Source organism: Rhodoflexus sp., from assembly GCF_053489755.1.
The window spans coordinates 1-22,961 of sequence record NZ_JBRCHD010000039.1 but is presented as its reverse complement, the minus strand read 5'-3'; the positions used below and the strand labels follow the sequence as shown (position 1 = coordinate 22,961).

General features: G+C 47.3%; 17 protein-coding genes and 1 pseudogene. 6 read left to right on the top strand and 12 right to left on the bottom strand.

What is annotated here, in order from left to right; genetic code table 11:
• A pseudogene (locus ACWIP2_RS08930) lies at positions 1–165 on the bottom strand (CRISPR-associated endonuclease Cas6); the annotation flags it as partial.
• 465 nt (positions 166–630) lie between these two features.
• Between ACWIP2_RS08930 and ACWIP2_RS08925 the strand changes: the two are divergent.
• Entirely contained in the window at positions 631–876 is a 246-nt protein-coding gene (locus tag ACWIP2_RS08925) for a hypothetical protein (protein WP_448519580.1), read from the top strand.
• Here the strand turns inward: ACWIP2_RS08925 and ACWIP2_RS08920 are convergent.
• The 4 genes from ACWIP2_RS08920 to ACWIP2_RS08905 all read right to left on the bottom strand — a co-directional run bounded on the left by ACWIP2_RS08920 (position 839) and on the right by ACWIP2_RS08905 (position 4,301).
• Positions 839–2,026 carry a hypothetical protein gene (locus tag ACWIP2_RS08920; protein WP_448519579.1) on the bottom strand — a complete coding sequence of 396 codons (1,188 nt, stop codon included), beginning with the start codon at positions 2,024–2,026 and terminating at the stop codon, positions 839–841. The two genes, ACWIP2_RS08925 and ACWIP2_RS08920, sit on opposite strands and share 38 nt — an antisense overlap.
• Entirely contained in the window at positions 2,001–2,558 is a 558-nt protein-coding gene (locus ACWIP2_RS08915) for a hypothetical protein (protein ID WP_448519578.1), read from the bottom strand. Before ACWIP2_RS08915 ends, ACWIP2_RS08920 begins: the two co-directional genes overlap by 26 nt.
• The gene (locus ACWIP2_RS08910) at positions 2,543–3,115 is read right to left on the bottom strand and encodes an RNA polymerase sigma factor (RefSeq protein WP_448519577.1); all 573 of its coding nucleotides are present in this window, start codon (positions 3,113–3,115) and stop codon (positions 2,543–2,545) included. Before ACWIP2_RS08910 ends, ACWIP2_RS08915 begins: the two co-directional genes overlap by 16 nt.
• A 121-nt stretch (positions 3,116–3,236) precedes the next feature.
• Positions 3,237–4,301, bottom strand: coding sequence for an FAD-binding oxidoreductase (locus tag ACWIP2_RS08905; RefSeq protein ID WP_448519576.1), 1,065 nt, complete (start codon positions 4,299–4,301; stop codon positions 3,237–3,239).
• Positions 4,302–4,498: 197 nt separating this feature from the next.
• On the opposite strand from ACWIP2_RS08905, the gene sufB reads away from it, so the two are divergent.
• Complete coding sequence (gene sufB, locus ACWIP2_RS08900; RefSeq protein ID WP_448519575.1) at positions 4,499–5,944, top strand: Fe-S cluster assembly protein SufB; 1,446 nt, start codon at positions 4,499–4,501, stop codon at positions 5,942–5,944.
• 271 nt (positions 5,945–6,215) lie between these two features.
• Here sufB and ACWIP2_RS08895 read toward each other — a convergent pair whose 3' ends face one another.
• The 3 genes from ACWIP2_RS08895 to argC form a co-directional block, all read right to left on the bottom strand.
• A complete protein-coding gene (locus ACWIP2_RS08895; RefSeq protein ID WP_448519574.1) occupies positions 6,216–7,211 on the bottom strand; it encodes a glycosyltransferase in 996 nt (331 codons plus the stop codon).
• A 96-nt stretch (positions 7,212–7,307) separates the two neighbouring features.
• Entirely contained in the window at positions 7,308–8,618 is a 1,311-nt protein-coding gene (nhaD, locus tag ACWIP2_RS08890) for a sodium:proton antiporter NhaD (protein ID WP_448519573.1), read from the bottom strand.
• A gap of 170 nt (positions 8,619–8,788) precedes the next feature.
• Positions 8,789–9,742 carry an N-acetyl-gamma-glutamyl-phosphate reductase gene (gene argC, locus ACWIP2_RS08885; protein WP_448519572.1) on the bottom strand — a complete coding sequence of 318 codons (954 nt, stop codon included), beginning with the start codon at positions 9,740–9,742 and terminating at the stop codon, positions 8,789–8,791.
• Positions 9,743–9,769: 27 nt separating this feature from the next.
• Here argC and ACWIP2_RS08880 point away from each other — a divergent pair, with 27 nt between their 5' ends.
• The 4 genes from ACWIP2_RS08880 (at position 9,770) to ACWIP2_RS08865 (ending at position 14,551) form a co-directional block, all read left to right on the top strand.
• Positions 9,770–10,549, top strand: a complete 780-nt coding sequence (locus ACWIP2_RS08880) for a type III pantothenate kinase (protein ID WP_448519571.1) — start codon at positions 9,770–9,772, stop codon at positions 10,547–10,549.
• Entirely contained in the window at positions 10,546–11,814 is a 1,269-nt protein-coding gene (locus ACWIP2_RS08875; RefSeq protein WP_448519570.1) for a hypothetical protein, read from the top strand. Before ACWIP2_RS08880 ends, ACWIP2_RS08875 begins: the two co-directional genes overlap by 4 nt.
• Positions 11,815–11,864: 50 nt before the next feature.
• Entirely contained in the window at positions 11,865–13,211 is a 1,347-nt protein-coding gene (locus tag ACWIP2_RS08870; RefSeq protein WP_448519569.1) for a hypothetical protein, read from the top strand.
• Between the two features lie 101 nt (positions 13,212–13,312).
• On the top strand, positions 13,313–14,551 hold the full coding sequence (locus ACWIP2_RS08865) for an MFS transporter (RefSeq protein ID WP_448519568.1): 1,239 nt from the start codon (positions 13,313–13,315) through the stop codon (positions 14,549–14,551).
• Between the two features lie 2 nt (positions 14,552–14,553).
• Here the strand turns inward: ACWIP2_RS08865 and ACWIP2_RS08860 are convergent, their stop codons facing one another.
• The 4 genes from ACWIP2_RS08860 to ACWIP2_RS08845 form a co-directional block, all read right to left on the bottom strand.
• The gene (locus tag ACWIP2_RS08860) at positions 14,554–17,298 is read right to left on the bottom strand and encodes a class I SAM-dependent DNA methyltransferase (protein WP_448519567.1); all 2,745 of its coding nucleotides are present in this window, start codon (positions 17,296–17,298) and stop codon (positions 14,554–14,556) included.
• A 100-nt stretch (positions 17,299–17,398) separates the two neighbouring features.
• Positions 17,399–21,616, bottom strand: coding sequence for a CHAT domain-containing protein (locus tag ACWIP2_RS08855; RefSeq protein ID WP_448519566.1), 4,218 nt, complete (start codon positions 21,614–21,616; stop codon positions 17,399–17,401).
• Between the two features lie 89 nt (positions 21,617–21,705).
• Positions 21,706–22,149 carry a hypothetical protein gene (locus ACWIP2_RS08850; protein WP_448519565.1) on the bottom strand — a complete coding sequence of 148 codons (444 nt, stop codon included), beginning with the start codon at positions 22,147–22,149 and terminating at the stop codon, positions 21,706–21,708.
• Between the two features lie 29 nt (positions 22,150–22,178).
• Positions 22,179–22,961 (bottom strand): T9SS type A sorting domain-containing protein (locus tag ACWIP2_RS08845; RefSeq protein WP_448519564.1); only part of this gene is annotated, 783 nt, incomplete at its 5' end.

Here is a 22,961-nt window from a genome sequence, read left to right as displayed (position 1 = left end):
TTGAATCAACGGATAGGCATAGCGAAAACCCTCCTCTGTGTGGTTGTGAAAAAGCGTGTGTTCATAGCCGGCGGCATGAGCCACAGCGCCGCGAAATAGGGGAATATCGCGTCCGTCAAGTTCGGTATCGAAACTGATGCGCAGGTAAGGTAAAGCGAGTAACATAAGATTCGAGTTTAAGGTTTAATTCCCTTATCCGTTAAAGGTTCCTTACACTACGCGACTTTTTCTACTACCTTTAACAGCCACAAGATGCGGTAATGTAGAAAGGACAACTCTTTTCTGCAAGTTTTTAGGGTGTATTTTTTTATACTTGAGGTGCTATCTATGTTATTTATGTAGTCAATGCAGGATTTTAATATTAATTTGACCTGATAGAACACTTAAATGCCTGAATCATAAGCCAAAACATGCCTCATGAGAAAATCATATGCTATTTTTTATGTATAAGAGTTGCATTAAATGATAGATAATAAGACAGCAACGGGGTTTGTCAAAATTTTTGCCATTGAAATAGATCAATCTACAACAGATAAGTCCTATATAACTTAGTACAACGTTTCCCGCAAACAATCACCATTAAAGAATGGTTAGCGCTCACGTACAATGTAACGTTTAAAGCAACGCAACATGCCCAGAAGAACGTCTATGAATGATGTACAGGAACTGGAACATCTCAATGAGTTGGATCGGATTGTGAAAGACAAGCGGAATGCAAAAAGAGCAGATGCAAAAAAAGAACGCAGAAACCGCCATTACGTCAAAGTATTGATCAAGCACCAGTTGAAGCACCTGACGATCCGTCGCAGGACAAATAACACCTGCGACTTTTCAATCGCTATTTCATCACTACACTGCCCTCGCGATTCTCAATAGCAATGCTGCGTTTGGGGCTGCCTTCTGTCCAGACGATACGCGAATGTCCTTTGGCGGCTTCAAAAGGCTGGCGCTCGTGGCGAAGCAGCCGCTCGGGAGCCTGCCACTTTTCGGGGCGCACGACCAGCTCGTAGCGGGTGTCGGAGGGCAGATTGTCCAAGCGAATGTCCGTAGAACGCGCCATGATGTCCAGCGTTAGTAGCGAAGGACGCAACTGGTTGATAATCAGGCTGCCAAATTGCGTTTCCAGATTACTCTCTGTGCTGAGTTGCTGAATTTCCAGCTTGCTGAAATGCGTTTTTCCGTTGAGTTTACCTACTTTTTTGACAATTGCTTGATCGTTGCGCGAGTCTAACCAGAGGTTAGCAACTGAGTCTAATTCTATGGTTGCGCCGTTGGAATGGAGGTTAAATTCGCCGCCGCGCTCCAATTTCATGCTGCCCTGTCGTAGGTGAACGGTACCTTTTAGCAGCTGGCGAGCAAAGATTTCGCCGTAGCTGATGTCTAACTGCGCCGCATTGAGGCGGTCTGCCTTAAAGTCGCCGTAGAACAGGTTCGCCGTTACTTTGTTGGTAAAATTGCCCGCCAGTTCGGTATTGCCGTAGCGATTTTCTATCATCGGCAGAGCAGCCTGCGGCATTCGCACTTTGAGCACGACTTTGAGGTTGTTTTGGTCAATGTTGATGCTGCTGCCCGATGAGGCTTTGGGTGTCGTTCCGCTGCCTGCAAAGGACTGCACCAGCCCGTTCATAATGTTGCCGAAACCGCTGTTTTCCTCTTTTCTTGCTACTGCTTGCTCCTGCGCGATGTCCAATCGCAGGTTGAGTCGCTGCGGGCTGTGGTCGTATTTGAGCGCCACGCGTTCCAATATGCGGTTGGCTTCGGCGACGTTCGCACCGCTCGCCGTGATTTCCGCCTCTACTGTCACAGAGTCTTTCGTCCAGCCCGTAATGATGATGTGCGCATATTTCAGGTTCAACTGCGCGGTCAGTTCGGGTTGCGCCTTGAAATCAAAGGCTAACTTTTTAGACACACGCACCTCTTTTGCATCGGTTTTGCCGTCGGTTTCGTTGGTGGGCTTTGCCGCTGCCGAAACAGACAGCCAAAGCGCCAGCAATGCCCAACTACAATTGCATATCAGCTTTTTCATCGTTTTGCTTTTGTTCTATTTCGTTCAGGATTCGCTCCAAGAGTTGCAGGCGGCTGCGGTAATTTTCCACCATCGCCTTGACGATTTGCGCGTTGTCGGCATTGTCGCGCAGGTCTTTTGACAGGGTTTCATAGTCCTGTTCCAATAAGGCAAGGTCTTGCAATAAAGCCGCTGTGAGGCTCTTGTCGCCGAGTTGTTCCAATCGCTGCACTTTGGCAACAATCATGGGGCGAAAATATTCCTCTGCCTGTTGCAATTCGGGATAGTCTGCCCAGGCGGTTGCGGCGGCTTGGTCTGCGGGCTGCCACCGTTGCAGCGCAAAAATGCCTGCCATCAGCAAAACAACAACTGCCGCAGCTATGCGCATCAGCGGTTTGAGCCACAGGCGGCGCCTCGGCTGCTGTGCGGGCGTTTCCGCATTTTCCAATCGGTCTAAATCGGCTGCAATGCGCTCCCACAAAAAGTCGGGGGCTTGTAGCGTCTCCGTCTCTTTTAGGTGCTGCTGCACCAGTGTTTTTAATTTATCTTCCATAGTGCTGTTTTTTCTTCGGTGATGATTTCGCGCAAACGCTTCCGTGCCTTGCTGTACTGCGCTTTGGAAGTGGACTCTGTAACATTCAGAATTTCAGCAATTTCTGCGTGGTCGTAGCCTTCAAAAAGGTATAGATTCAGTACGATGCGCGCTCCTTCGGGCAGTTTGTTCATGCAGCGCCGTACCAGATTGATTTCCCACTCAATTTCGCTCTCGTCTGCCTCAGGTTCATCGGGAATATGTGCCAGTTTGCGTTCTTCTACGTTCATTGTCAGCAACTTGCGCTTTTGTAGCGCGTTGATGCAACGATTAATCACAATGCGTTTGAGCCATGAGCCAAAAGCAGCATCAAAACGGAAGGTGTGCAGCTTGGTAAAAGCATCTACAAATGCCTCCTGCAATACGTCCTGCGCGTCTTCTTCGCTTTTGAGCATCCGATAGCAAACGTTGTACATCGCATCGGAATAGAGTTTATAGATCTGAAACTGCGCCTTTCGGTCATTTTCCAGACATCGCTCAATTAAATATCGGTGTATATCGGCAGTAACAGTTTCCAATGCGCATCATCAGGGTTTATGATCAAAGACAGCAGGCACTGCAAAAGGTTGCCAAGTGTTCAAAAAAATAAAAGCCTCTCCGAAAAAGAAAGGCTTTCATATTGAACTGGAACGGGCAGCACTACCCTATCTCTATCACTACATTTTCGCTGAGTGGGTGCGATACGCAAGTAAGTACGTAGCCCTCCTTAATTTCCTTTTCGGAAAGTCCCTCGTCTTCGTCCATTTTGACTTCGCCCGATTTTCTGTGTCCGCGACAAGCCGTACACAGCCCGCTTTGGCAGGAATAAGGCATGTCCAAACCGGCATCCAAACCGGCATCTAGAATAGATTGGGTAGGTTTTACGGTTATCTGATACTCGTCGCCGTCGAGGATGATCGTAACCTGCTGCTCTACAATGCCGGAGGCTTTTAATGTAGCCTCGTCCTTAGCCTCTTCGGCAACCGGACTGAAGAAACTTTCGCGGTGGATGCGCTCTTTGGGTACTTTGAGGTAGTGCAGCGCTTCCGTTACCTGATCCATCATACCTTCGGGGCCGCACATAAAATATTCCGTTTTATCAGCATCAAACTTTGGCAAAAGATTCAACACATTGATTACTAAGTTTTTATCTATACGGCCTTTGTATCCGTGCCAATCGTTGTCTTCGGCGCGGCTCAATACATGCACTACCTTGAATCGCTCGCCGTATTTCTTCTGCATCTCCTCTAGTTTCCGGCGAAAAATGACCGTTTCCATTGTTTTATTGCCGTAGATCAGCGAAACCAAACTTTGTGGTTCTACCGACAAAATGCTTTTGGCGATTGACATTAGCGGTGTAATGCCGCTGCCGCTGCCAAACAGTACCACATGTCGCTTCAGGCTTGGATCAGGCTCTAAGCAGAAATTACCCATCGGCTCCAAAACGTCCACATAATCGCCTACTTTGATATGATCGTTGACATAGTTAGAAACCAATCCACCTTCCACGCGCTTGATAGAAACAGAAAGTGTGTCATCTACATGCGGCGAACTGCTCATCGAGTAGGCGCGGCGCACACTTTTGCCATTGATCGTCAGGATCAGGGTCAAAAACTGGCCGGGCTTATATTTAATTTTGCTGAAAAGCGGTTGTTTGAGGTGCAGTGTTACGGTGTCTTCTGTTTCCTGCGTAATATCTTTTACCTTGAGGTTGTACTGTTTCATGTGCAAGCAATTACAATTTTTTCAAAATAACGGGGCTAATTGTGCGATACCTTCAAAATTAAATAAATAACCCAAATCCTTTTGTAATTGTTCGGAAAGGAATTTTTTTAATTAAATGTGTATTTAGAACAATTTTAAATAGTTATTTGTTAGTAACTTTGCATGCGTCTATGACTTTTTAACACAACCGAAAGCATATGGATCAGAGCAATCAGATTTTAGAGGACTTCACCAATTCGGAATATAAATATGGTTTCGTCAGCAACTTCGAGACAGAAGAAGCGCCCAAAGGGCTGAGTGAAGACATTATTCGCTTTATTTCTGCTAAAAAAGAAGAGCCTGAGTGGATGACCGAATGGCGTTTAAAAGCATATCGCCAATGGCTGACCATGAAAGAACCCAAGTGGCCTAACGTTAGCTATCCGGCGATAGATTTCAATGATATTATCTACTATTCTGCACCCAAGAAAACTGCCAAATACAATAGTTTAGACGAAGTTGATCCTGAATTGCTGGCAACTTTTGAAAAACTGGGTATCTCTCTTTCTGAGCAAAAACGCCTGACAGGGGTAGCCATTGACGCGGTTATTGACAGCGTTTCGGTAGCTACTACTTTTAAGGAAACCCTCGCCGAACTGGGCATTATTTTCTGCTCGATGAGCGAAGCTATCCGCGAACACCCCGAACTGGTGCGCAAATACATCGGCTCGGTAGTTCCTGTAAGCGACAACTACTATGCAGCTCTAAACTCTGCTGTTTTCAGCGATGGTTCGTTCTGCTACATTCCCAAAGGGGTACGCTGCCCGATGGAGCTTTCTACTTATTTCCGCATCAATGCAGCTAACACAGGGCAGTTTGAGCGAACGCTGATCGTTGCCGATGAGGCTTCTTATGTTAGCTATTTGGAAGGCTGCACCGCTCCCATGCGCGACGAGAACCAACTGCACGCCGCTGTAGTAGAAATCGTAGCAATGAAAGACGCTGAAGTGAAGTACTCAACTGTACAGAACTGGTATCCCGGCGACAAAGAAGGCAAAGGCGGCATTTACAACTTCGTAACCAAGCGCGGCATTTGCCTTGGCGATAACTCTAAAATTTCATGGACGCAGGTAGAAACAGGTTCTGCTATCACATGGAAGTACCCAAGTTGTATCCTGAAAGGCGATAATTCTGTTGGCGAGTTCTACTCTGTAGCCATCACCAACAACCGCCAGCAAGCCGATACAGGCACCAAAATGATCCATATCGGCAAAAATACCCGCAGCCGCATTGTTTCTAAAGGTATTTCTGCCGGACAAAGCCAAAACTCCTATCGCGGACTGGTGCAAATCAGCAAGCGCGCGGAAAATGCCCGCAACTTCTCTCAATGCGACTCGCTGCTGATGGGCGATAAGTGCGGCGCGCATACTTTCCCCTATATTGAGGTAGAAAATAAAACTGCCAAAGTAGAGCATGAAGCAACAACTTCAAAGATCGGCGAAGACCAGATTTTCTATTGTAACCAGCGTGGTATTGATACTGAAGAGGCTGTGGCCCTGATCGTAAACGGCTACTGCAAAGAAGTGCTGAACCAGTTGCCAATGGAATTTGCCGTAGAAGCACAAAAGTTGCTTGCCATCAGTCTTGAAGGCAGCGTAGGCTAACAAAAGTAAAGTGTTTTTGATAAATAAATGTAGCCTCCTCGCAGCAATGCGGGAGGTTTTTTTATGTAACTTAAAGCCACAGGCATACACTACCTTCGCGTAATTATCTTTAGCAAAACCACAACACTCATCCTCTCTACCTTAGCAGCAGCCTATTAATTTTAATCAACATGCAGCCCTTCCTGCTCAAACCCGGCATGACTATTTCCATCAAGACCACCAAACAAGGGCTAAAGGAAAGCAAAGAAGTTACTGTCACATTTGCGGCAGATTAAATTTCATAGCGGCGTTCTTTCCAGCGCGTATACCGGAACAGCACGTAGTGCAGAAATACAAACGGATTTAGCAGCGTAATCAGTAGTTCATAAACAGGCAGCAGCCGGATCAGGTGGCTATGGCGCATCCTGAAAAGATAAGTGCCGCCAATTAGCAGATGGACGGCAAAGCGCAGCAGCCAGACTGTTGCGGCAAGCGCTCCTCCGCCAAGCAGCGCAACAGCCGGCAGCAAGAACAATAATAGCCCATCGGCAAGCATCAGCAGTCGGAGCGGCAGCGGCAGCGCAAGCGCTCCGGCAAGCCATCTTTTGCGCTGCAGTACCCACTCTCTAAAACTTTCTACGGGCGCGGTGCTGGCCAGAATTTGTGGCGTTGCCAGATGCACCGTTTGCCATCCGTGCTTTCTGACAGCCTTCAACAGCGCTAAATCTTCGGTGATGTAAAGTGGCAGCGCTTCATAGCCACCCGTTTGCAGATAAGCACTTTTCCTGTAGGCCATGTTATTGCCCAGCGAGGTCAGAGGATAGTCTAACGAGGCAAGCAGATGCGACGTTCCCAGTGCAACCGCCCAATCCACCGCCTGTAAGCGGGCATACCACTGCTCGCCACCAACAAGCGTAAAGCCTGTAACCAGCCCGATGTCAGGTGCAAAAGCAGCAGCCATACCAACTACCCAACCTGACGGCACTTGCGTATCGGCATCGGTGATAAGGAGGATCTCTGCCGCTGCGTGTGGGATTATCTGCCCAACAGCATTAGCCTTGCCACGTGCCCTTCCGATAGTGCCGCGCACGTCAATAATTTTGCAAGGAAAAACAGCCTGCGCCGCAAATGTCTCTGCAATTTCGCGTGTGCGATCGGTAGAGTTATCATCGCCAATGAGTAGTTCGCACTGCAACCCACTTGCCGCTATGCTCGCCGCCAACGCTGAGAGGCAGGCAGGCAGATAGCGTTCTTCGTTCCGAACTGCCAGTACAATGCTTACGTCCATTTGATCAACTTAGAAATCAACTTACATTAAAATGCCGTTGCTCGCAGCCAACGAACAACGGCATAGGAAACGTACACTCTAAAGAGTATGCTACTATTAATGATACATAGCAAGGAAGCAGACCAGACCTGCTATGTAACCGGCTAGAGCAATCCATGTAATCTTTTTCGCATACCAAAAAAACTCGATGCGCTCCATGCCCATAGCAGCAACACCCGCAGCAGAACCAATAATTAGGCAACTGCCGCCTGTACCCGCACAGTAAGCAATCAACTGCCAGAGTTCGCTATCTACAGGGTGCGCTTCTAGCGTGTACATACCCATCGCTGCAGCAACGAGCGGTACGTTGTCCACAATCGCCGAAAGCAAGCCAAGCGTAAATGAGATCACTGTCAGGTTGCCGATAGACTGATCGAGGAAAGTTGCCAAACGCGTCAGGATGCCTGTAGATTGCAAGGCTGCTACAGCCAACAGGATACCTGCAAAGAACAGCACACTCGGCGTATCAATCCGACGGATAATGTTGATAACAGTCAGCGGATCTTTTATGTGGTGATCCTCGCCGCGATGGATCAACTCAGTTACTAACCACATCACACCAAGATTCATTAGGATAGCAATAAATGGCGGCAGGTGCGTAATTGTTTTAATCACAGGAACCATGATCAAGGCTACCAGCCCTGTAACAAAAATGATGTTTCTCTTGCGGTTCGGAACCTCATGTACGGCATGGCCATGTGGGCCGATGTTGCTAATTTCTTCAACAGGCGTTGCACTCGCATCTGTCGAAATAGGCATATTCTTTACAATTGGAATCATAATTAGCACGGGAATTGCCATACAGACAATACTTGGGATCAAGATGTGGGTAATTAAAGAAATTGTAGTTACCTGTCCGCCAATCCAGAGCATGGTTGTTGTAACATCTCCGATGGGCGACCAGGCACCGCCGGCATTAGCAGCAATTACGACCAAACTGATAAAGTAAAGCCTTGCCTCTCGCGCCTTGATGATTTTGCGCAGCATAGATGTCATCACGATCGTAGTCGTCAGGTTGTCTAAGGCAGCAGAAAGGAAGAAAGCTAAGATGGCAATAATCCACAGCAATTGTACGATACTCGTTGTTCGGATGCGCTCGGTAATGATAGAAAAGCCCTGATAAGCATCTATTAGCTCCACAATCGTCATGGCGCTTAACAGGAAGAAGAGGATACTGGCAATTTCGCCGAAGTGTTCCAGTAACTGATGCTCTACGATTTTGGCTTCCTGCCCACCGAAAAGCGCATAAATTGCCCAACAGATTCCTCCAATCATCAGTGCGGGCGCAGCTTTGTTAATATCCAAAGGATGTTCTAGAGCGATAGCCAGATAACCTATCACAAAGGTTAAAATCAGGGCGGTTTCCATTCTTTCGCGTCGTTTTTAGTAGCTAAAAGTTCATATTTAATTAATTGTACTGTGTGCTGACAGCGCTACCTGTGTGTGAGTCAAATAGCAGCGTTGTTTAATTTGGCTCACAATATAGCATATCCGATTTTTTTCGCCAAAGGTGTCAATTACTAAAAAGAGCAAAACACTTAAAATGCGGAAGGTTTCATTAAAAGTCCGGCAGTTTCTTCCAACCCGCACATGAGGTTCATATTTTGCACTGCCTGACCGGATGCCCCTTTGGTCAGATTGTCTATCAGGCTGATAATGAATAGCTTATTGCCGTGTTTTTCCAGATGTAAAATACATTTGTTGGTATTAACAACCTGCTTCAAATCAGGATTTTCCTCAGAAAAAACTACGAATGGAGCATCCCTGTAATAATTGGTGTAAAGTTGTTTTGCCTCTTCGATGCTAAGGGGGCAGGCTGTATAGACAGCAGCCAGAATACCGCGCGTAAAATTGCCTCGATAAGGAATAAAATTGACCTCTTTAGATAAGGTAGGCTGCAAGGTACGGAGGCTCTGATAAATTTCGCCCAAGTGCTGATGCTCAAAGGCTTTGTAAACCGACAAATTATTGTTGCGCCAACTGAAATGCGAAGTTTCGGAAGGCTTTTGTCCTGCTCCTGTAGAGCCTGTAGTGGCGTTTACGTGTACCTCGTCCTTTATGAGTTGTTGCGCAGCCAGCGGCAGCAGTGCTAACTGGATGGCAGTAGCAAAACAACCCGGGTTAGCAAGTCGGTTTGTTTGTCGGATCTGTGCCTTGTTAAGTTCCGGCAGTCCGTAAGTCCATTGATTGAGGCGATGATCGTGGCTTAGGTCAATCACTCGTACCGTTTCGGGAATGGCGTTGGCTTGCATAAACTTAGCCGCCTCACCGTGTCCGGTACACAGCATCAGCACGTCTATCTCCGAATGCCATTTTTCAGAGAAATACAAGTCCGTTTCGCCCAGCAAATCGCTGTGGACGTGGCTGACGGGTTTACCGCCCTGACTATTGCTTTGCGCAAAGGCTATTTCGGCGTGAGGATGGCGCAGCAATATGCGGATAGCCTCCCCGCCTGTGTAGCCCGCAGCCCCGATGATACCTACTTTTATCATTACTTCTTACAATAAGTTTGGTGTACAATGGAATGTGTTGCAAATTTGGCAATAAAATACCTGACTTGGTACATGGATATTTGTCTGGATTTGGGCAATACCTTTGGCAAGATGCGCATAGATGCAGCAGGCAGCCCGCCCGTTTACTACAAACAACTTAGCGATACTGCCATTCAGGAGCTGATCCAGCGGTTAGCTCCTGAAAATATCATTTACTGCGATGTGCGCGGTACGGCCGCCGACCTGATCGGAGCAACAGGATTCAGCGGACGGTTGCTACGGCTTACCCACCAGCTGCCGATCCCACTCAAAAATTGTTACCAAACCCCGCACACCCTTGGGATGGACAGGCTGGCAGCTGCGCTTGGCGCTTGGCAGCAGTTTCCTAACCGGCAGACGCTGGTCATAGATGCAGGCACTTGCATTACTTATGATTTCGTAACGGCTTCTGCTGAATTTCTGGGAGGTATTATTTCGCCCGGATTGCAAATGCGCCTCAAAGCCATGCACACCTTTACGGCGCGTTTACCGCTGATTGACAGCGATTTTGCCGTTCCGCCTCCCCTTGTCGGACAAACTACTGCCGATGCTATGTTGAGCGGCGCATTTCATGGGCTGAGCAGTGAAATGAATGGTATCATCCATCAATACGAAGCAATTTTTGGAAGATTTAACATCTTACTGAGCGGAGGAGACGCGCTTTTTTTTGAGAAAACCATAAAAGAAACCAATTTTGTAAATGAGAATGTGGTGCTGGATGGCTTGAGAGCCGCCTTAAACTTTAACTTAGCGAACTTCAGGTTTTGAAAAATATGATTTCAGCGCTGCTAATGGCTGCAGCGACTAGTATACCGCTAATCCTTCGGGCGCAATCAGGTAATTCGCCCTATTCGCTGTCCGGGCTGGGCGAACTTGCACCCCGTACTTCTATGTACAGCCTTGCGATGGGCGGCGTAGGCGTTAGCAACTCTACACCAACAGCGCTTAACCTGACTAATCCCGCGCTTTTGAGCCGCAACAGCGTTATGAGTTTCGAAGCCTCCTACTTCAGCGAAGCCAAAATAGTAGCAAATACCGAACTAAGCCGACGCTACAGTTACGGAAACATTGACTATCTGGCTTTTGCCTTCCCGATCATACCAACCCGCGTAACCCTTGCTACGGGGATGATGCCCTACAGCAAAGTTAATTACAGACTGATTGCCACTAACAAACTCCCCTTCGCACCCACTTTCGCAGAATACCTGTTTGAAGGCTCAGGAGGCATCAGTCAGGCTTTCCTAAGCATGGGAACATCCTTTTTTAAACGCTTGCATCTGGGGGCCACGGCCAACTACAATTTCGGCTTTGTGCAGACAGAAATTTTTTCTTTGCTGATAGACAACCACTTTACAGGTGGCTACATAGTTGGCTCTTTTGACCGTATAAACGTTTCAGCACTTACTTACAAATTAGGTTCGGCATACCGGCAGCCTGTTGGAAAAGACAAAACCATTAACATTGGATACACCACTGATCTGGAAGCAAACATGAACGCTACTCGTTTGCAGAGCATCCAGCGCAAAAACGTTGCAGGCGAAATTATTTCAACGGATACTACTTTCAACGGATCTATAGAAAGGATCTTCATGCCGCACAAACAATCTTTCGGCATCAGTTTCGAAAAGGCTTATGCCTATACCTTTGCCATAGACTATGCCTTTCAGCCTTGGAGCGCCTACAGAGGCATCAATCAGGAAAATCTTGCCGACTCTTGGCGCTTGAGCATTGGAGCGGAAATTATACCTAACATCAATTCGCTGACCAGCTACTTTGCAAGGGTAGCCTACAGAGGCGGCGGCTACTATGCGCTCACCCCAACTGTACTAAATGGACAGCAAATTCGGGAGTTTGGTATCAATTTTGGATTGGCATTACCCGTAAGCCGTACTTTTTCGGCAGCCAGTTTTGCCGCCACACTGGGGCAACGCGGAACTACTGAAAATAATCTACTGAGAGAAACTTTCTTTCGGTTGAGTTTGGGGCTTACTGTAAACGATCCCTATTGGTTTCAAAAACGAAAAATCAATTAATACGTTTACATAACTAAGCGATTTTATTTACCACTTAAAGTAACAAGACGATGAAGAGACTACTGCTCGCAATGGTATTTGGTTCGGGATTATTTTATGCAGCATTTGCTCAAAACTGCCCTTGTGAAGCCGGACTGGAAAATGGCTGGTGCTGGGGAAGCGATCCGGGAGCAGCCAAAGAAAAATGGACATTATTTTCTGATGCCCTCAATACCAAAGAATACGACATCGCCACCGAAAACGGCGAATGGCTGCTCAACAATACGCCCAACCTTCATGCCTCACTGTACATCAAATCTGTACAGCTTTACACTGCGCTTCTAGGTCAGGCAAAAGATAATGCTCAAAAAGAAGTTCATGAAGATAAAATCATTGCGCTGTACAACAAACGCATCCATTGCTTTGGCGAAACCAAAGATCTGTTGGAGCGCAAAGGCTATGTTTTCTACGACTATATGATCCAACGTAAAGGTAAAGAGAAAGATGTTTACGAGTTCTATAAATACCTTGTAGGCAAATATGGCGACCAACTTTCTTCACCCGCTTTCTTCCAGTATTACATGGACGCAGTCGGTAAAGCCAAAGAAGCAGGCGTAGCAGGCGTTACCGAAGACACCTTCGTAGATGCCTACGACAATGAGATCACACCTGTATTGGAGAAAAAGATTGCTGCCGGTGGAGCTGCTGCAGAGAACTGGATCAAAGCCAAAGATGCCATTGACGGCTTGGTACAAGTATATGTAAAAGTTGATTGCGACTTTGTCAACAAGAATCTTGGCCCTAAGTTGCAAGAAAACCCCAATGATGTAAAACTTGCTAAAAAGATTGCAGCATACATGACTAAATGCCCGACTGAGCCTTTGTTCTTGCAGGCTTTGCAGACAATCTTTAAAGCAGAGCCAAGTTCGGGTAATGCTATTACCATCGGAAAAATTCTGATGAGACAAGGTAAAACGAACGAAGGTAAAGAAATGTACTTGAAGGCTATTGACTTGTTGCCTGCTGATGAAAAATCTAAGAAAGCGGATCTGATCATGGAACTTGCCAAACTGGCACACCGCGAAAACAGATATGCAGAGGCCCGTAGATTATATCTGGAAGCCGTTTCCAACGATCCTGCTAATGCCAAAGAAGTTTATAAGGCTATTGGCGATATGTACATGAGTAGCTATCAGCAATGTCAAGGCAAAAACCCTGTGGAGAACCGCGCTGTATTTCTGGCTGCTTATGATATGTATGAAAAAGCAGGCGACGGCAACGGCATGGCACAAGCCAAAGCACAATTCCCTTCTATGGAAGATATTTTCACCATTGGTTTGCAGGAAGGTAACCCTATCAGTGTAGGCTGCTGGATTAATACAAGCACAACCATACGCAAGCGCCCTTCTACCAAATAAAACATTACATTCGATTTTTGTTTTGATTTCCAAACCTGTCGGACATGATGCCTGACAGGTTTTTTGCTATCTTGTGATGCTACGAAATTTTCCCTGCATCCATGAAATCACTCTTTTACGGTTGGCTTGTACTGGCCTGTGCCTTTCTGATTTTTGCCGTTGTTACCATCGGCGTAAACGGATTGCCACTGCTCAATGTATCGCTCAAAGAGATTTTTAACTGGACGCACGAACAGGTTACGCGTGGGCCTTCTATTCTGTATTTTGTAGTGGCGATTGTATCGCCTTTCGCAGGGGCACTGGTGGACAGGTTCGGGCCGCGCCTGATGATGGGTGTAGGCAGCCTGCTAACAGTTGCTGCGCTGTTAGTTTATCCGCTGATCACCGAACCATGGCACTTAGTCGGAGTTTATATCCTTTGTGCGGCCTCTATCACGCTGGGCGGAGCAATTGCAGGTGTTACGCTCCTTTCCTACTGGTTCAATCGCTACCGCGGTATTGCCGTAGGCATCTATCTGGTCGGCTCCAGTCTGGGTGGCATCGTGTTCCCGCAACTGATTGCCGCGCTTACGAAAGCCAACGGCTGGCAGCAAACCGCGCTGCTACTGGCAGCAATAGCAGCGCTCCTGACAGTTGTCCCTTTGCTACTCATGCGCAATCGCCCGGCAGAGAAAAACACAGTGGCCGATGGACAAAAAATGTCCGCACATCCCAATACAGTTGCCACAGCCAACCAAAACCATCTCACACTTACCGATGCGCTTGCCAACCCAATGTTTTATTTGGTTTTGTACGTAACGGCTGCTGTCTTTTTCTGTATTACGGGCGTAGTCCAGAATTTTGCACTTTTCATGCGCGACGTAGGGTTAGACGGTACACAGACGGCTAATGCACTCAGTCTGTTTTTCATTTGCAGCATTGCGGGTAAGCTCGTTTTTGGCGCACTCAGCGATCGTTTTTCAAAAAAAAGCATCCTTGTTGCGGCTGTTGTCAATATGACCATCGGCTCGGTACTGATGCGCTTCATACCGGCTAACAGCGATGTATTTCTGCCGCTTTTTGCCGTCATTTACGGACTTGGCTACAGCGGCGCATTTACGATGGTACAACTTACTGTCGCCGAATATTATGCGGGTAGAAATTTTGGCAAAATTCTGGGCATTGTAACCACGATGGACACGCTGGCGGGCAGTGCGGGCATCTACTTGCTTGGAATCCTACGCACTACACAAGGCGACTACCTGACAGGCATCTACATACTGATTGGCGTGAGTATCTCCGCTGTGCTTTGTGCACTACTGATTCGCAAGCCGCAGGCAGCTAAGGCGATGGCTTCCTGAAATCATTTTTTCCGCCCCCGTTTCGGTTTTTCGGCTGTAAAGAGCGTAGCGGTGTATTGTTCGTAGAGCGCAAAGAGAAACTCCATCCGGTTGGCTTCGGAAGTGAAGGGCTGCGGACGGTAGGCAAGGTCAACGGCTTTGTCTAACTCATTGTGTGCTTTGACCAATGCGGGCGGCATCGCAACGGGATCGTACAGGTCTGCTAAGGAACTGTCCGGAAACTGCGCCCGCACATCCAGTACCTTTTGCGCTGCCACTTCTATCGCTTTGATTTGCTTTTCGCTGGGGTTTTGCGGCCAAGGAAAGTTGTTGTAAACTAATTCATTGGAGTAACGGTAGTCGCTTTTAATTCGCCCGCATACAGTCTTTACCCAAGCCATATGCATAATAGACATCAAAATGCCAAAGTGATACAACTTTGCATTTGGTATAAATGAACAACTATTATTCACAATTGAGTTTTTATCAAAAAAACCTATTGGAATGTATTTTCTATTCTCAGATGAGTGTAGTGGTATTAAGACATAATCACTATTCGGCTGTCTATCCTCGCCAAAAAGAGATGGAAAGGCTGCTAGTTTTCTAGTAGCTTCTCTATTACTTTCAGACCTTAACTTTCTAACGCTTTCAACTCTTTCTACTACAAACTTTGCCTGTTTTAAATCTTTTGGATTAGCATTTTTCAGCCATAAACACCAGCGTTTACGACCATTTAAAAATTCATGAGCGCTAATAAGTGGTTTGAAGAATTGCTCTGATTTAGGCTCTTTATTGACGAAATCCTTTTTTTCCTCACCTGTAAATAAAAAGTTCCCCCCATCATTGGGCATACTTCCAAAAGAGATTTCAGGAACGCTACATATTGGGGTTCTTCTTTTATTTACAAGAATATCCCTTGCATCTACCAAATACGGATTAATATTTTGCGCTTTGATTTCGTGCGGCTCACCTTTGATGTCCTCGTATTCAAAAATGCGCTTGTTGTTGGTGTCGTAGCTGGCAAAGCCTATGATGACGCAATACACGGCGGCATTGCCTTTGGCTTCATTGCTCCACTTGAAAGTGCGATGCGCAAAGTGAATTTTGATGTGGTATTTATTGAGCATTTGCCCCCATAAAATGCTCACTTGCTCACCCTGCACAATGGAATTGGTAGAAACAAAGCCTACTTTGATTTTAGTGCCTTGGATGTATTTGGCAGCCTTGATGTACCAGCCTGTAACGTAGTCCAGTATGCCGCTTCCATCGGCATTGTCAAACTGTTTGACAATCTGATCGCGCTGCTTTTGCGTCATGATTTTAGAACCAATAAACGGCGGATTGCCGATGATGTAGGAAAGTGCATCTTTGGCTACTACTTGCTCCCAATCAGTCTCCAGCGCATCTCCATGCACAATATTTGCCGCTTTGCGCAGGGGCAGGCGGATGAAGTACTGCCCAAACTGCCTGCTGATTTCCATGTTCATTTGGTGGTCTATCAGCCACATGGCTACCTCGGCAATACGCGCAGGAAATTCTTCGTACTCAATGCCGTAGAACTGATCTACTTCCATGTGGATGATTTCGCGCACATCCAGTACCGCCTCGCCGGACTTGTATAAAGCCCTGAGAATTTCCAGTTCCAAGAGTCGCAGCTCGCGGTAGGTAATCACAAGGAAGTTGCCGCAACCGCAGGCAGGGTCTAAAAATCGTAGAGTTGCCAGCCGCTTATGAAATTCGTGTAGTTTGTTTTTGTTCTCTTTGATGGCGTGAAACTCGTCCCAGAGTTCATCCAAAAAAAGCGGTTTGATGAGTTTGAGGATATTCTTTTCGCTGGTGTAGTGCGCTCCTAAGTTGCGGCGCTCTTTGGGGTTCATCACGCTCTGAAACATGGAGCCGAAAATGGCAGGCGATATTTTGCTCCAATCCAAATAGCAACAGTTCAGCAATGCCTCGCGCATTTTGCGGTCAAAACTCGCCGTTGGCAGTATTTCCTCAAACAGTTTTCCGTTCACGTAGGGGAAGTCGGCAAGTTGTTCGTCTAAATTTTTGAAGCGCTTTTCCTTGGGTGTGTTCAAGACCTGAAACAGTTCCTGCAAACGGGCGGCAAGGTCAGAGCCATCCGGATTGGTGCGCTGCTCGATGTAGTCCTGAAACTGCTGTTTGTCAAAAATAGTAGTATCCTCGGCAAAGAGGCAGAAGAGTAAGCGCACGAGGTACACCTCTAGCGGATGCCCGTCGTAGCCGATTTCTTCGAGCCTCTCGTGCAGTTTGCCCATCAGTTCGGCAGCCTTGATATTGACCGGATCCTGTTCTTTGTAAACCTTCTTCTGGTAGCCTGTCAGGTAGCCGAAGTGCTGGACATTGTTAACCAGTTCGGCGAGCTTAAAAGCGATTGTTTTCTCTTCTTCCAGATCGTGGAGCCGGAAATTTTCAAAGTCGGAAACGAGGATGTATTTGGGCAGTTCGTGTTCTTTAAGACCGTGCAGGTACTCTTTTGCCTGTTGGTAGGCTTTGTCGAGGTTTTTGCCTCGGCTTTTCATCTCAACGAGAATCATACCCTTCCAGAGCATGTATATGTAGCCGTCTTTACTGTCCTGCTTTTTGATGCGCTCCTCAAAGGTAGCCACGCGCTTGCGGCTAATGCCAAACACATTGAAGAAGTCCACCAGAAAAGGCTTTGCATCGGCAGCTTCGTTGCTTGCGCCTACCCACTCTTTGGAAAATTTTAATGCGCGATCTTTGATTTCGTTCCAACTTAGTGTCATGCTTGCTCTTACTCTAATCGGCGGAGTATAAATTTAGCTAATGAAAGTTACATCATAAGCGTATTTTGGTAAATATTGTCCACTATAAGGTCAATTGACGCTACTCCGCACCAACCATGATAAACGCGCCCCAATATTTGGGTGAAGGATATTCTTTGCGCAATTCTTTTTTGGCATAAGTAAAGGCTTCGCGCTTATCGCCGTTTTGCAGCCAATGTGAATAGAAGAGTTCCATCAGCCGTTGCGTTGCCGCATCATCTACTTTAAACAAGCTCATAATCAGGCTTTTAGCGCCCGCTACGCGGAATGCCCGCTGCAAGCCATACACGCCCTCCCCTATTTTGGTATCGCCGCGTCCGGTTTCGCAGGCGCTCAAAACGACCAGTTCAGTATCCTCCAGCGCTAAATCCATCGCCTCGTAGGCTGTCAGAATGCCGTCTTCTTTGTTGTAGGCATATACATTTTCGGTTGCCACCAAATCGCCGCCGTTGCGCAAGAGCAAGCCCGACCGGAGCAGCGGGTTATTAATTGTCTGCCTGCTACTAAGCTCATTATCAGATAGATTAGCTGCCAAATCAGGTTCAAAAAAGCCATGCGTAGCAATGTGAAACACACGTGGACTTTGCAACCGTTTCACTTGTTCCTCGGTAGCTTCTGTCAATACAAATTCGCTGATGGGTTTTCCACTTCTGCTAATCAGCTGGCTAAGATTTTTTACTTCCTTAAATGCTCCCGGCAACTGTGGAATTTTTCTGCCATATGCGCCTAAATAATCATCAGGCTGCAAATCCTTGTAGAAAATGGGGTTGCCAAAAAATACAAAACTATTTACCTGATTAGTAGCAGTCCTGCGTTCTAAAAGATCAGTCGTATTAGTAAGCAATATGATTGCTCGTTGGTCAATCAAGTAGGTATCATCTGTAACGAGCAAGGCTTCGACATTGACCTGATTGTAAACCCCTTCTACTGAAAGATAAACTTTCTTTGCATCGTTCAGGGCTTTGTCCACTACCTCCCAGTAGTATTTGTAGGACAGGCGGTCTGCCAGACCAAACTTCACCGAATTGCGATATCGTTTTAAGTAGCTGTCTTCCAAGGCGTTGCCATTGGCGATAGGAATAAACTTAGGTGCAATTTTTTCGCCGTAGGGCAGCACAAGCGCAGCATAAACTACCGAATCGGTAAAACCCTTTTCGTAGTACGGGTAGCGGATAATTTCAACAGCTGCCTCGCCTGCTTGCAACTGCGCCGCTACTTCCTGCCAGCGGCTGATTTTCAACTGCTTTGCCTCAATAAATATTTTGGAACGGCGGCTCAAATCTTTGTCCAAATCGTCAATTTCTTTTTGCAGCTTGCGCAAATCAATACCCGATTCCTGCAACTGCTGGGGCGAATAAGCAAGCGCTTTGGTAAGTAATTGCTTTTTGTCTGTCCAGTCGCGGTAGCGGCGCACCGTAGCCGAATCATTAGAGTTCATAATCAGGTTGCGCAGTTTGCCCGCATTGCTCACCAAAAGCGATTTGGTAAAGGTTGCGTTGTTGTACAGCATGCCTGCCATCGCAGGGTTTTCAGGTAAACGGCGTACGAGCAGGTTGTTATAGAACTCATAGTCGGCGCGTATCAAGCCCCAGTATTTCGTTTTTTCGCGGTCGCTAAGCACAGGGAAAAAGGTCGTGATGTACTGCCGATAGCCTGCCAGCACATCGTCCATGATTTTCTGCGCCTGTGCATAGTTTTTCTTCGCAAAGAACATGCGGGCATGTTGCGCCTGTGCCTGTACATAGAGTGGATGTTTAACGCTAAGAATTTTTGCCAAAATGCGCATCGCACTTTTATATTGCTTATCTGCATTGACAAAATCGCCCGAACGGGTATAGACATTGCCTTTCAGCACAGCCATCTCCGCTGCGTTTGTGTTGTTGCCTGTTTTCAAAATGCTATTCCAAATGCGGTTGGCGCTGTCCAAGAGTTGCAGCGCTTGCGTCGGCTGGTTGCCTTCGGTGTAAATCAGCGCAAGGTCTTTGAGCGCTTCGGCATAAATAGGGTTGCGGCTACCTAAGTTGCGGGCAATAATCTGACGTGCCTCACTGAAAAGTTGCTCTACCTTTTGCGGCGGCTCTTTGCTCAAATAGCGAATCAGTGCCTCCTGCCGCAACAAGTTGGCGACGGCAATATTATTGCGCCCGAAATTGCGCTCTTTTATCTGCCGCACGCGCAAAATGTCGGCAATGGCTTTTTCATAATCGCCGATGGCATTATTAATAAGTGCCTGTGTTTCAATAACTTCAGAAGTAATTATCGAACTATCGCCAAAGGTTTCGGCGGCCAGCCTGAATGCTTTGCCGGCAAAATCGTCAGCTTTGACGTAGTCGCCCATAGCCAGATAGAGTCGCGCCAGTTGGTTGTAAGGATTGATCAGGAAACGACTGGTTGGGCCGTAGCGCTTGCGACGCACTTGCACTGCATCGTTTAACAGGCGTTCGGTTTGGGTGAAACGCTCCATTGCGATATACAGCCCCGCCAAATCGTCAATGGCTGTTGATCCTGCAATAGAACTGTTGGAACGCTGAAACAATCGGTCGGCACGTAGCAAGGCGGCCCGCGCATCGTCGAACAAGCCCATCGTAGCGTAATATGCCGCCGCCGTTTCTAGTGCCTGCGAGTATTCCAGATTCAGCGTACGATTATAGGCTTTTTTGAAAATATCTAAAATGCGGACAATATTTTTATCAGCATCAGCAAATCTCCCCTGCTGCATCTGCACTTTGACCAATTTCTGCAACTCAACCGCATAGGTAACATTATTTTCGCCAAAGCGCTTTTTGGCAATCGCCACCGCCTCGTTGAGTTTGACCAATGCCGAATCGTAGCGCCCAATCATTTGGTAATACGTAGCAATGTCGTTCAGAAAGTCCACGCGGTCTTTGTGTTCCGCGCTAATTTGCTTGCTGATAAAGCCGTGATAACTTTCGCGGATGATGCTATCTGCTGCGGCAAAGCGATTGGTAAATGCCGCATAGTAAGCCGATAGTTTCATGCGGGCATAGTGGTAGGGCAGCGAATTTTTACCCAGCGCCTTTTCTGCACTCCCGATTTGTGCTTGCAAATACGCCTCTGCCTTGCTCAGGTTATCGGTTGCCAGCGCCAAATCATACGCCTGTTGCATCAACTTACGGTATTCCTGATGCTCTGCGGGGACTTTTTCGGGGGTTTTCAAGGCATCATCTAACAGGGCTTGCGCTTGGCGGTAGTTGTGGAACTTGTAGGCAGTTCGCGCATCCAATCGCTGCGAAATGGCATAGGGCATCTTGTCGCGCCCGTAATATTTGAGTGTATTTTGGCGCAACTCCCAGCGCTGTTTGCTGCTTCGGCGAATAAATTTACTTTCTATGTAGTTGTCTATCAGTGTTTCATGGATTGCCAGATAAGTTTTATGCACGGGGGTAAAGCGTTTTTCGGCGATAAAAACGTGGCGGTCTAACTGCTTTTGCAGTGCCTCCTTGTTGCCTCCCACGTCCAGACTGAGCAGGTTCTGAAAGTGTCGGTTGGTAATCAGTGCTGCATCGTGGGCGCTCAGGTTGCTGCGAATCCAACTTTCGGCTTCGGCGAGCTTGTTGCCCGCATCGCCGTATTTGCCCGCCTGCCGCAACATATCACCCCAACTATTCAGCAATTCGGCATATTGGTTTTTGCGGCGGCGCAATTCTATTGCACTTACGGTTCTCCTCTTTTCTGTGTGTTCAATTTCATCAAAGTATGTCTCTTCGTTGGTCAGCAGCGCCTGTTGCGCTTTGAGCGCATCGGTAATTTGTTGCTGAAAAGCCGTAAAATCTTGCCGAAGGACGGCAATTTGAATACCCACTTTCAACAAATCTGCCCGAATCAGCGGATTTTTTTCATTGGCAAGCAATGCCTGCGCTTGGGTAAGACATGCTTCTGCCCGATTGGCGTGACTGTACCGGGCATAAGCAGCGGCGGCATGTAGCACACCCAGCGCATAGTTGCGGCTTTTTTCACCGCTGATCTGGCGCAGGCGCAGCATCTCCTGAATAGTAGTTTCAAATGCAAGATATTGCCCCATTGCCTCCTGATACTTTGCCAGATAAGGCATCGCATACGTAACTGCATGATTATAGGCACTTCGCTTGAGTTTGGTCATGAGTTTCTCACACTTATCAAGCGCTTTTGCATAGTCGCCGTCGTCGTAGTATTGCTCGCAAATGGCGAGCGCAGCATAAGTTTTTTCGGCAGATTGGGCAAATGCACCAATAACCGATGATAAAGCCAGCGAAAAAAACAGGAAAATATATCGGAGCATATGCGTCAGGCATTAACAATCAAAGTTAAAAAAACTAAGGCTGCCCCTAAAATAAGAGGCAGCCTTCTGAAAAATAACGATGCGGGCGATTATCTCACCAACTCAAAACGATAAGTAGTCGTTGATTTGCCCGGAAGCGTTACGTCGAACTCAAAAATCAAGCGGTCGGGTCGCAAATTACCTCTTGTCATTTCTCGCGCAGTGGTTTCACCGCCGTCAAAAACCAATACGCGTTCCATCGTTACAGCATATCTGCCGCTTGCGCGACGCGTGAAAGAAGGCGCGCCCTTAGGATTAGTTACCTGATAAGTTCCGTCGGGGCGGAAAGTAATGCGGTAGTCATCAAACATGTTCAGCGAAGCCTCTTCATCGCCAAAACTTGCGCTCGCTACGCGCCACGTGCCGTTGCCTTGCGCAAGAATGTTTTGCAAGATGTTGATCGCCTCGCCGCCGCTACTTTGAAGGTTACCACAAGCGGCAACTAAAAATGCCGAAACAAGCGCAACCAAAGATATATAAATTTGCTTCTTCATAAGATTTTTTGCATTTAGAATCGGTGAAATTATTGTACGATGCTGATTTTACGACGGTGAACGTTCTTTTCAGTTTCTACCGATAAGATATACATGCCGCTTGGCAAGGCGGTTGTGTCAATAGCATCTTCAACGCCGCCCATGTAATTTACTTCTTTCACAAAAACTTCCTGACCAGCGGCATTAGACAATCTAATGCGTACCGTACCGCCAACTTGCGCTTCGCGGAAGGAGATGTTTACAGCGCCTGCGCTTGGATTAGGGTAAACATTTAAGAACGTTTTAGTAGCGGCGTTGGCATCCATCTCGGTTGCCAATATGATGGATGGTCGCAAATCTACGCGGTTGGTAAAGGCAGTAAGGCGACCGTTTCCGGCTACTCCACGCACACGGAAAGAATAAGTTACGCCATTTGTCAAATTGCCAACAGTGAAGTTAGGCTCTGTGGTAACGCCAACCAGCGTCTCGATAGGGTTTGGAGAAGAAGCTACCGCATACACTTCATAACGCGTTACTAATTTGCCTGGAGCGGGCGTCCATGTAAGCTCTACGCTGCCGCTGCCCGGACGACCGCGCAGGTTGGTAGGCGCGCCCAGCGGCATGGCATCAATTACCGCATCTGCCTGAACCAGACCTGAACCAGAGGCAAAGTCAAAACCGCGGTCAAATCCGGCGGTGCGGTCGTCGTCCATGTCAAGCGAAGTGGATTGCAACAATTGGCGCACAACGTGGCTCGGCATTCTGCCGCCGTTGGCTTCTATCATCATCGCTACAACGGCGGCTACGTTTGGCGCAGAGGCTGATGTGCCAAA

Coding starts and splice junctions, on each gene's coding strand:
- ACWIP2_RS08920 (WP_448519579.1), bottom strand. CDS start 2,026: ATGAAAAAGCTGATATGCAATTGTAGTTGGGCATTGCTGGCGCTTTGG.
- argC (WP_448519572.1), bottom strand. CDS start 9,742: ATGATAAAAGTAGGTATCATCGGGGCTGCGGGCTACACAGGCGGGGAG.
- nhaD (WP_448519573.1), bottom strand. CDS start 8,618: ATGGAAACCGCCCTGATTTTAACCTTTGTGATAGGTTATCTGGCTATC.
- ACWIP2_RS08855 (WP_448519566.1), bottom strand. CDS start 21,616: ATGCTCCGATATATTTTCCTGTTTTTTTCGCTGGCTTTATCATCGGTT.
- ACWIP2_RS08895 (WP_448519574.1), bottom strand. CDS start 7,211: ATGGACGTAAGCATTGTACTGGCAGTTCGGAACGAAGAACGCTATCTG.
- ACWIP2_RS08860 (WP_448519567.1), bottom strand. CDS start 17,298: ATGACACTAAGTTGGAACGAAATCAAAGATCGCGCATTAAAATTTTCC.
- ACWIP2_RS08880 (WP_448519571.1), top strand. CDS start 9,770: ATGGAATGTGTTGCAAATTTGGCAATAAAATACCTGACTTGGTACATG.
- ACWIP2_RS08865 (WP_448519568.1), top strand. CDS start 13,313: ATGAAATCACTCTTTTACGGTTGGCTTGTACTGGCCTGTGCCTTTCTG.
- ACWIP2_RS08915 (WP_448519578.1), bottom strand. CDS start 2,558: ATGGAAGATAAATTAAAAACACTGGTGCAGCAGCACCTAAAAGAGACG.
- ACWIP2_RS08870 (WP_448519569.1), top strand. CDS start 11,865: ATGAAGAGACTACTGCTCGCAATGGTATTTGGTTCGGGATTATTTTAT.
- ACWIP2_RS08925 (WP_448519580.1), top strand. CDS start 631: ATGCCCAGAAGAACGTCTATGAATGATGTACAGGAACTGGAACATCTC.
- ACWIP2_RS08905 (WP_448519576.1), bottom strand. CDS start 4,301: ATGAAACAGTACAACCTCAAGGTAAAAGATATTACGCAGGAAACAGAA.
- ACWIP2_RS08850 (WP_448519565.1), bottom strand. CDS start 22,149: ATGAAGAAGCAAATTTATATATCTTTGGTTGCGCTTGTTTCGGCATTT.
- sufB (WP_448519575.1), top strand. CDS start 4,499: ATGGATCAGAGCAATCAGATTTTAGAGGACTTCACCAATTCGGAATAT.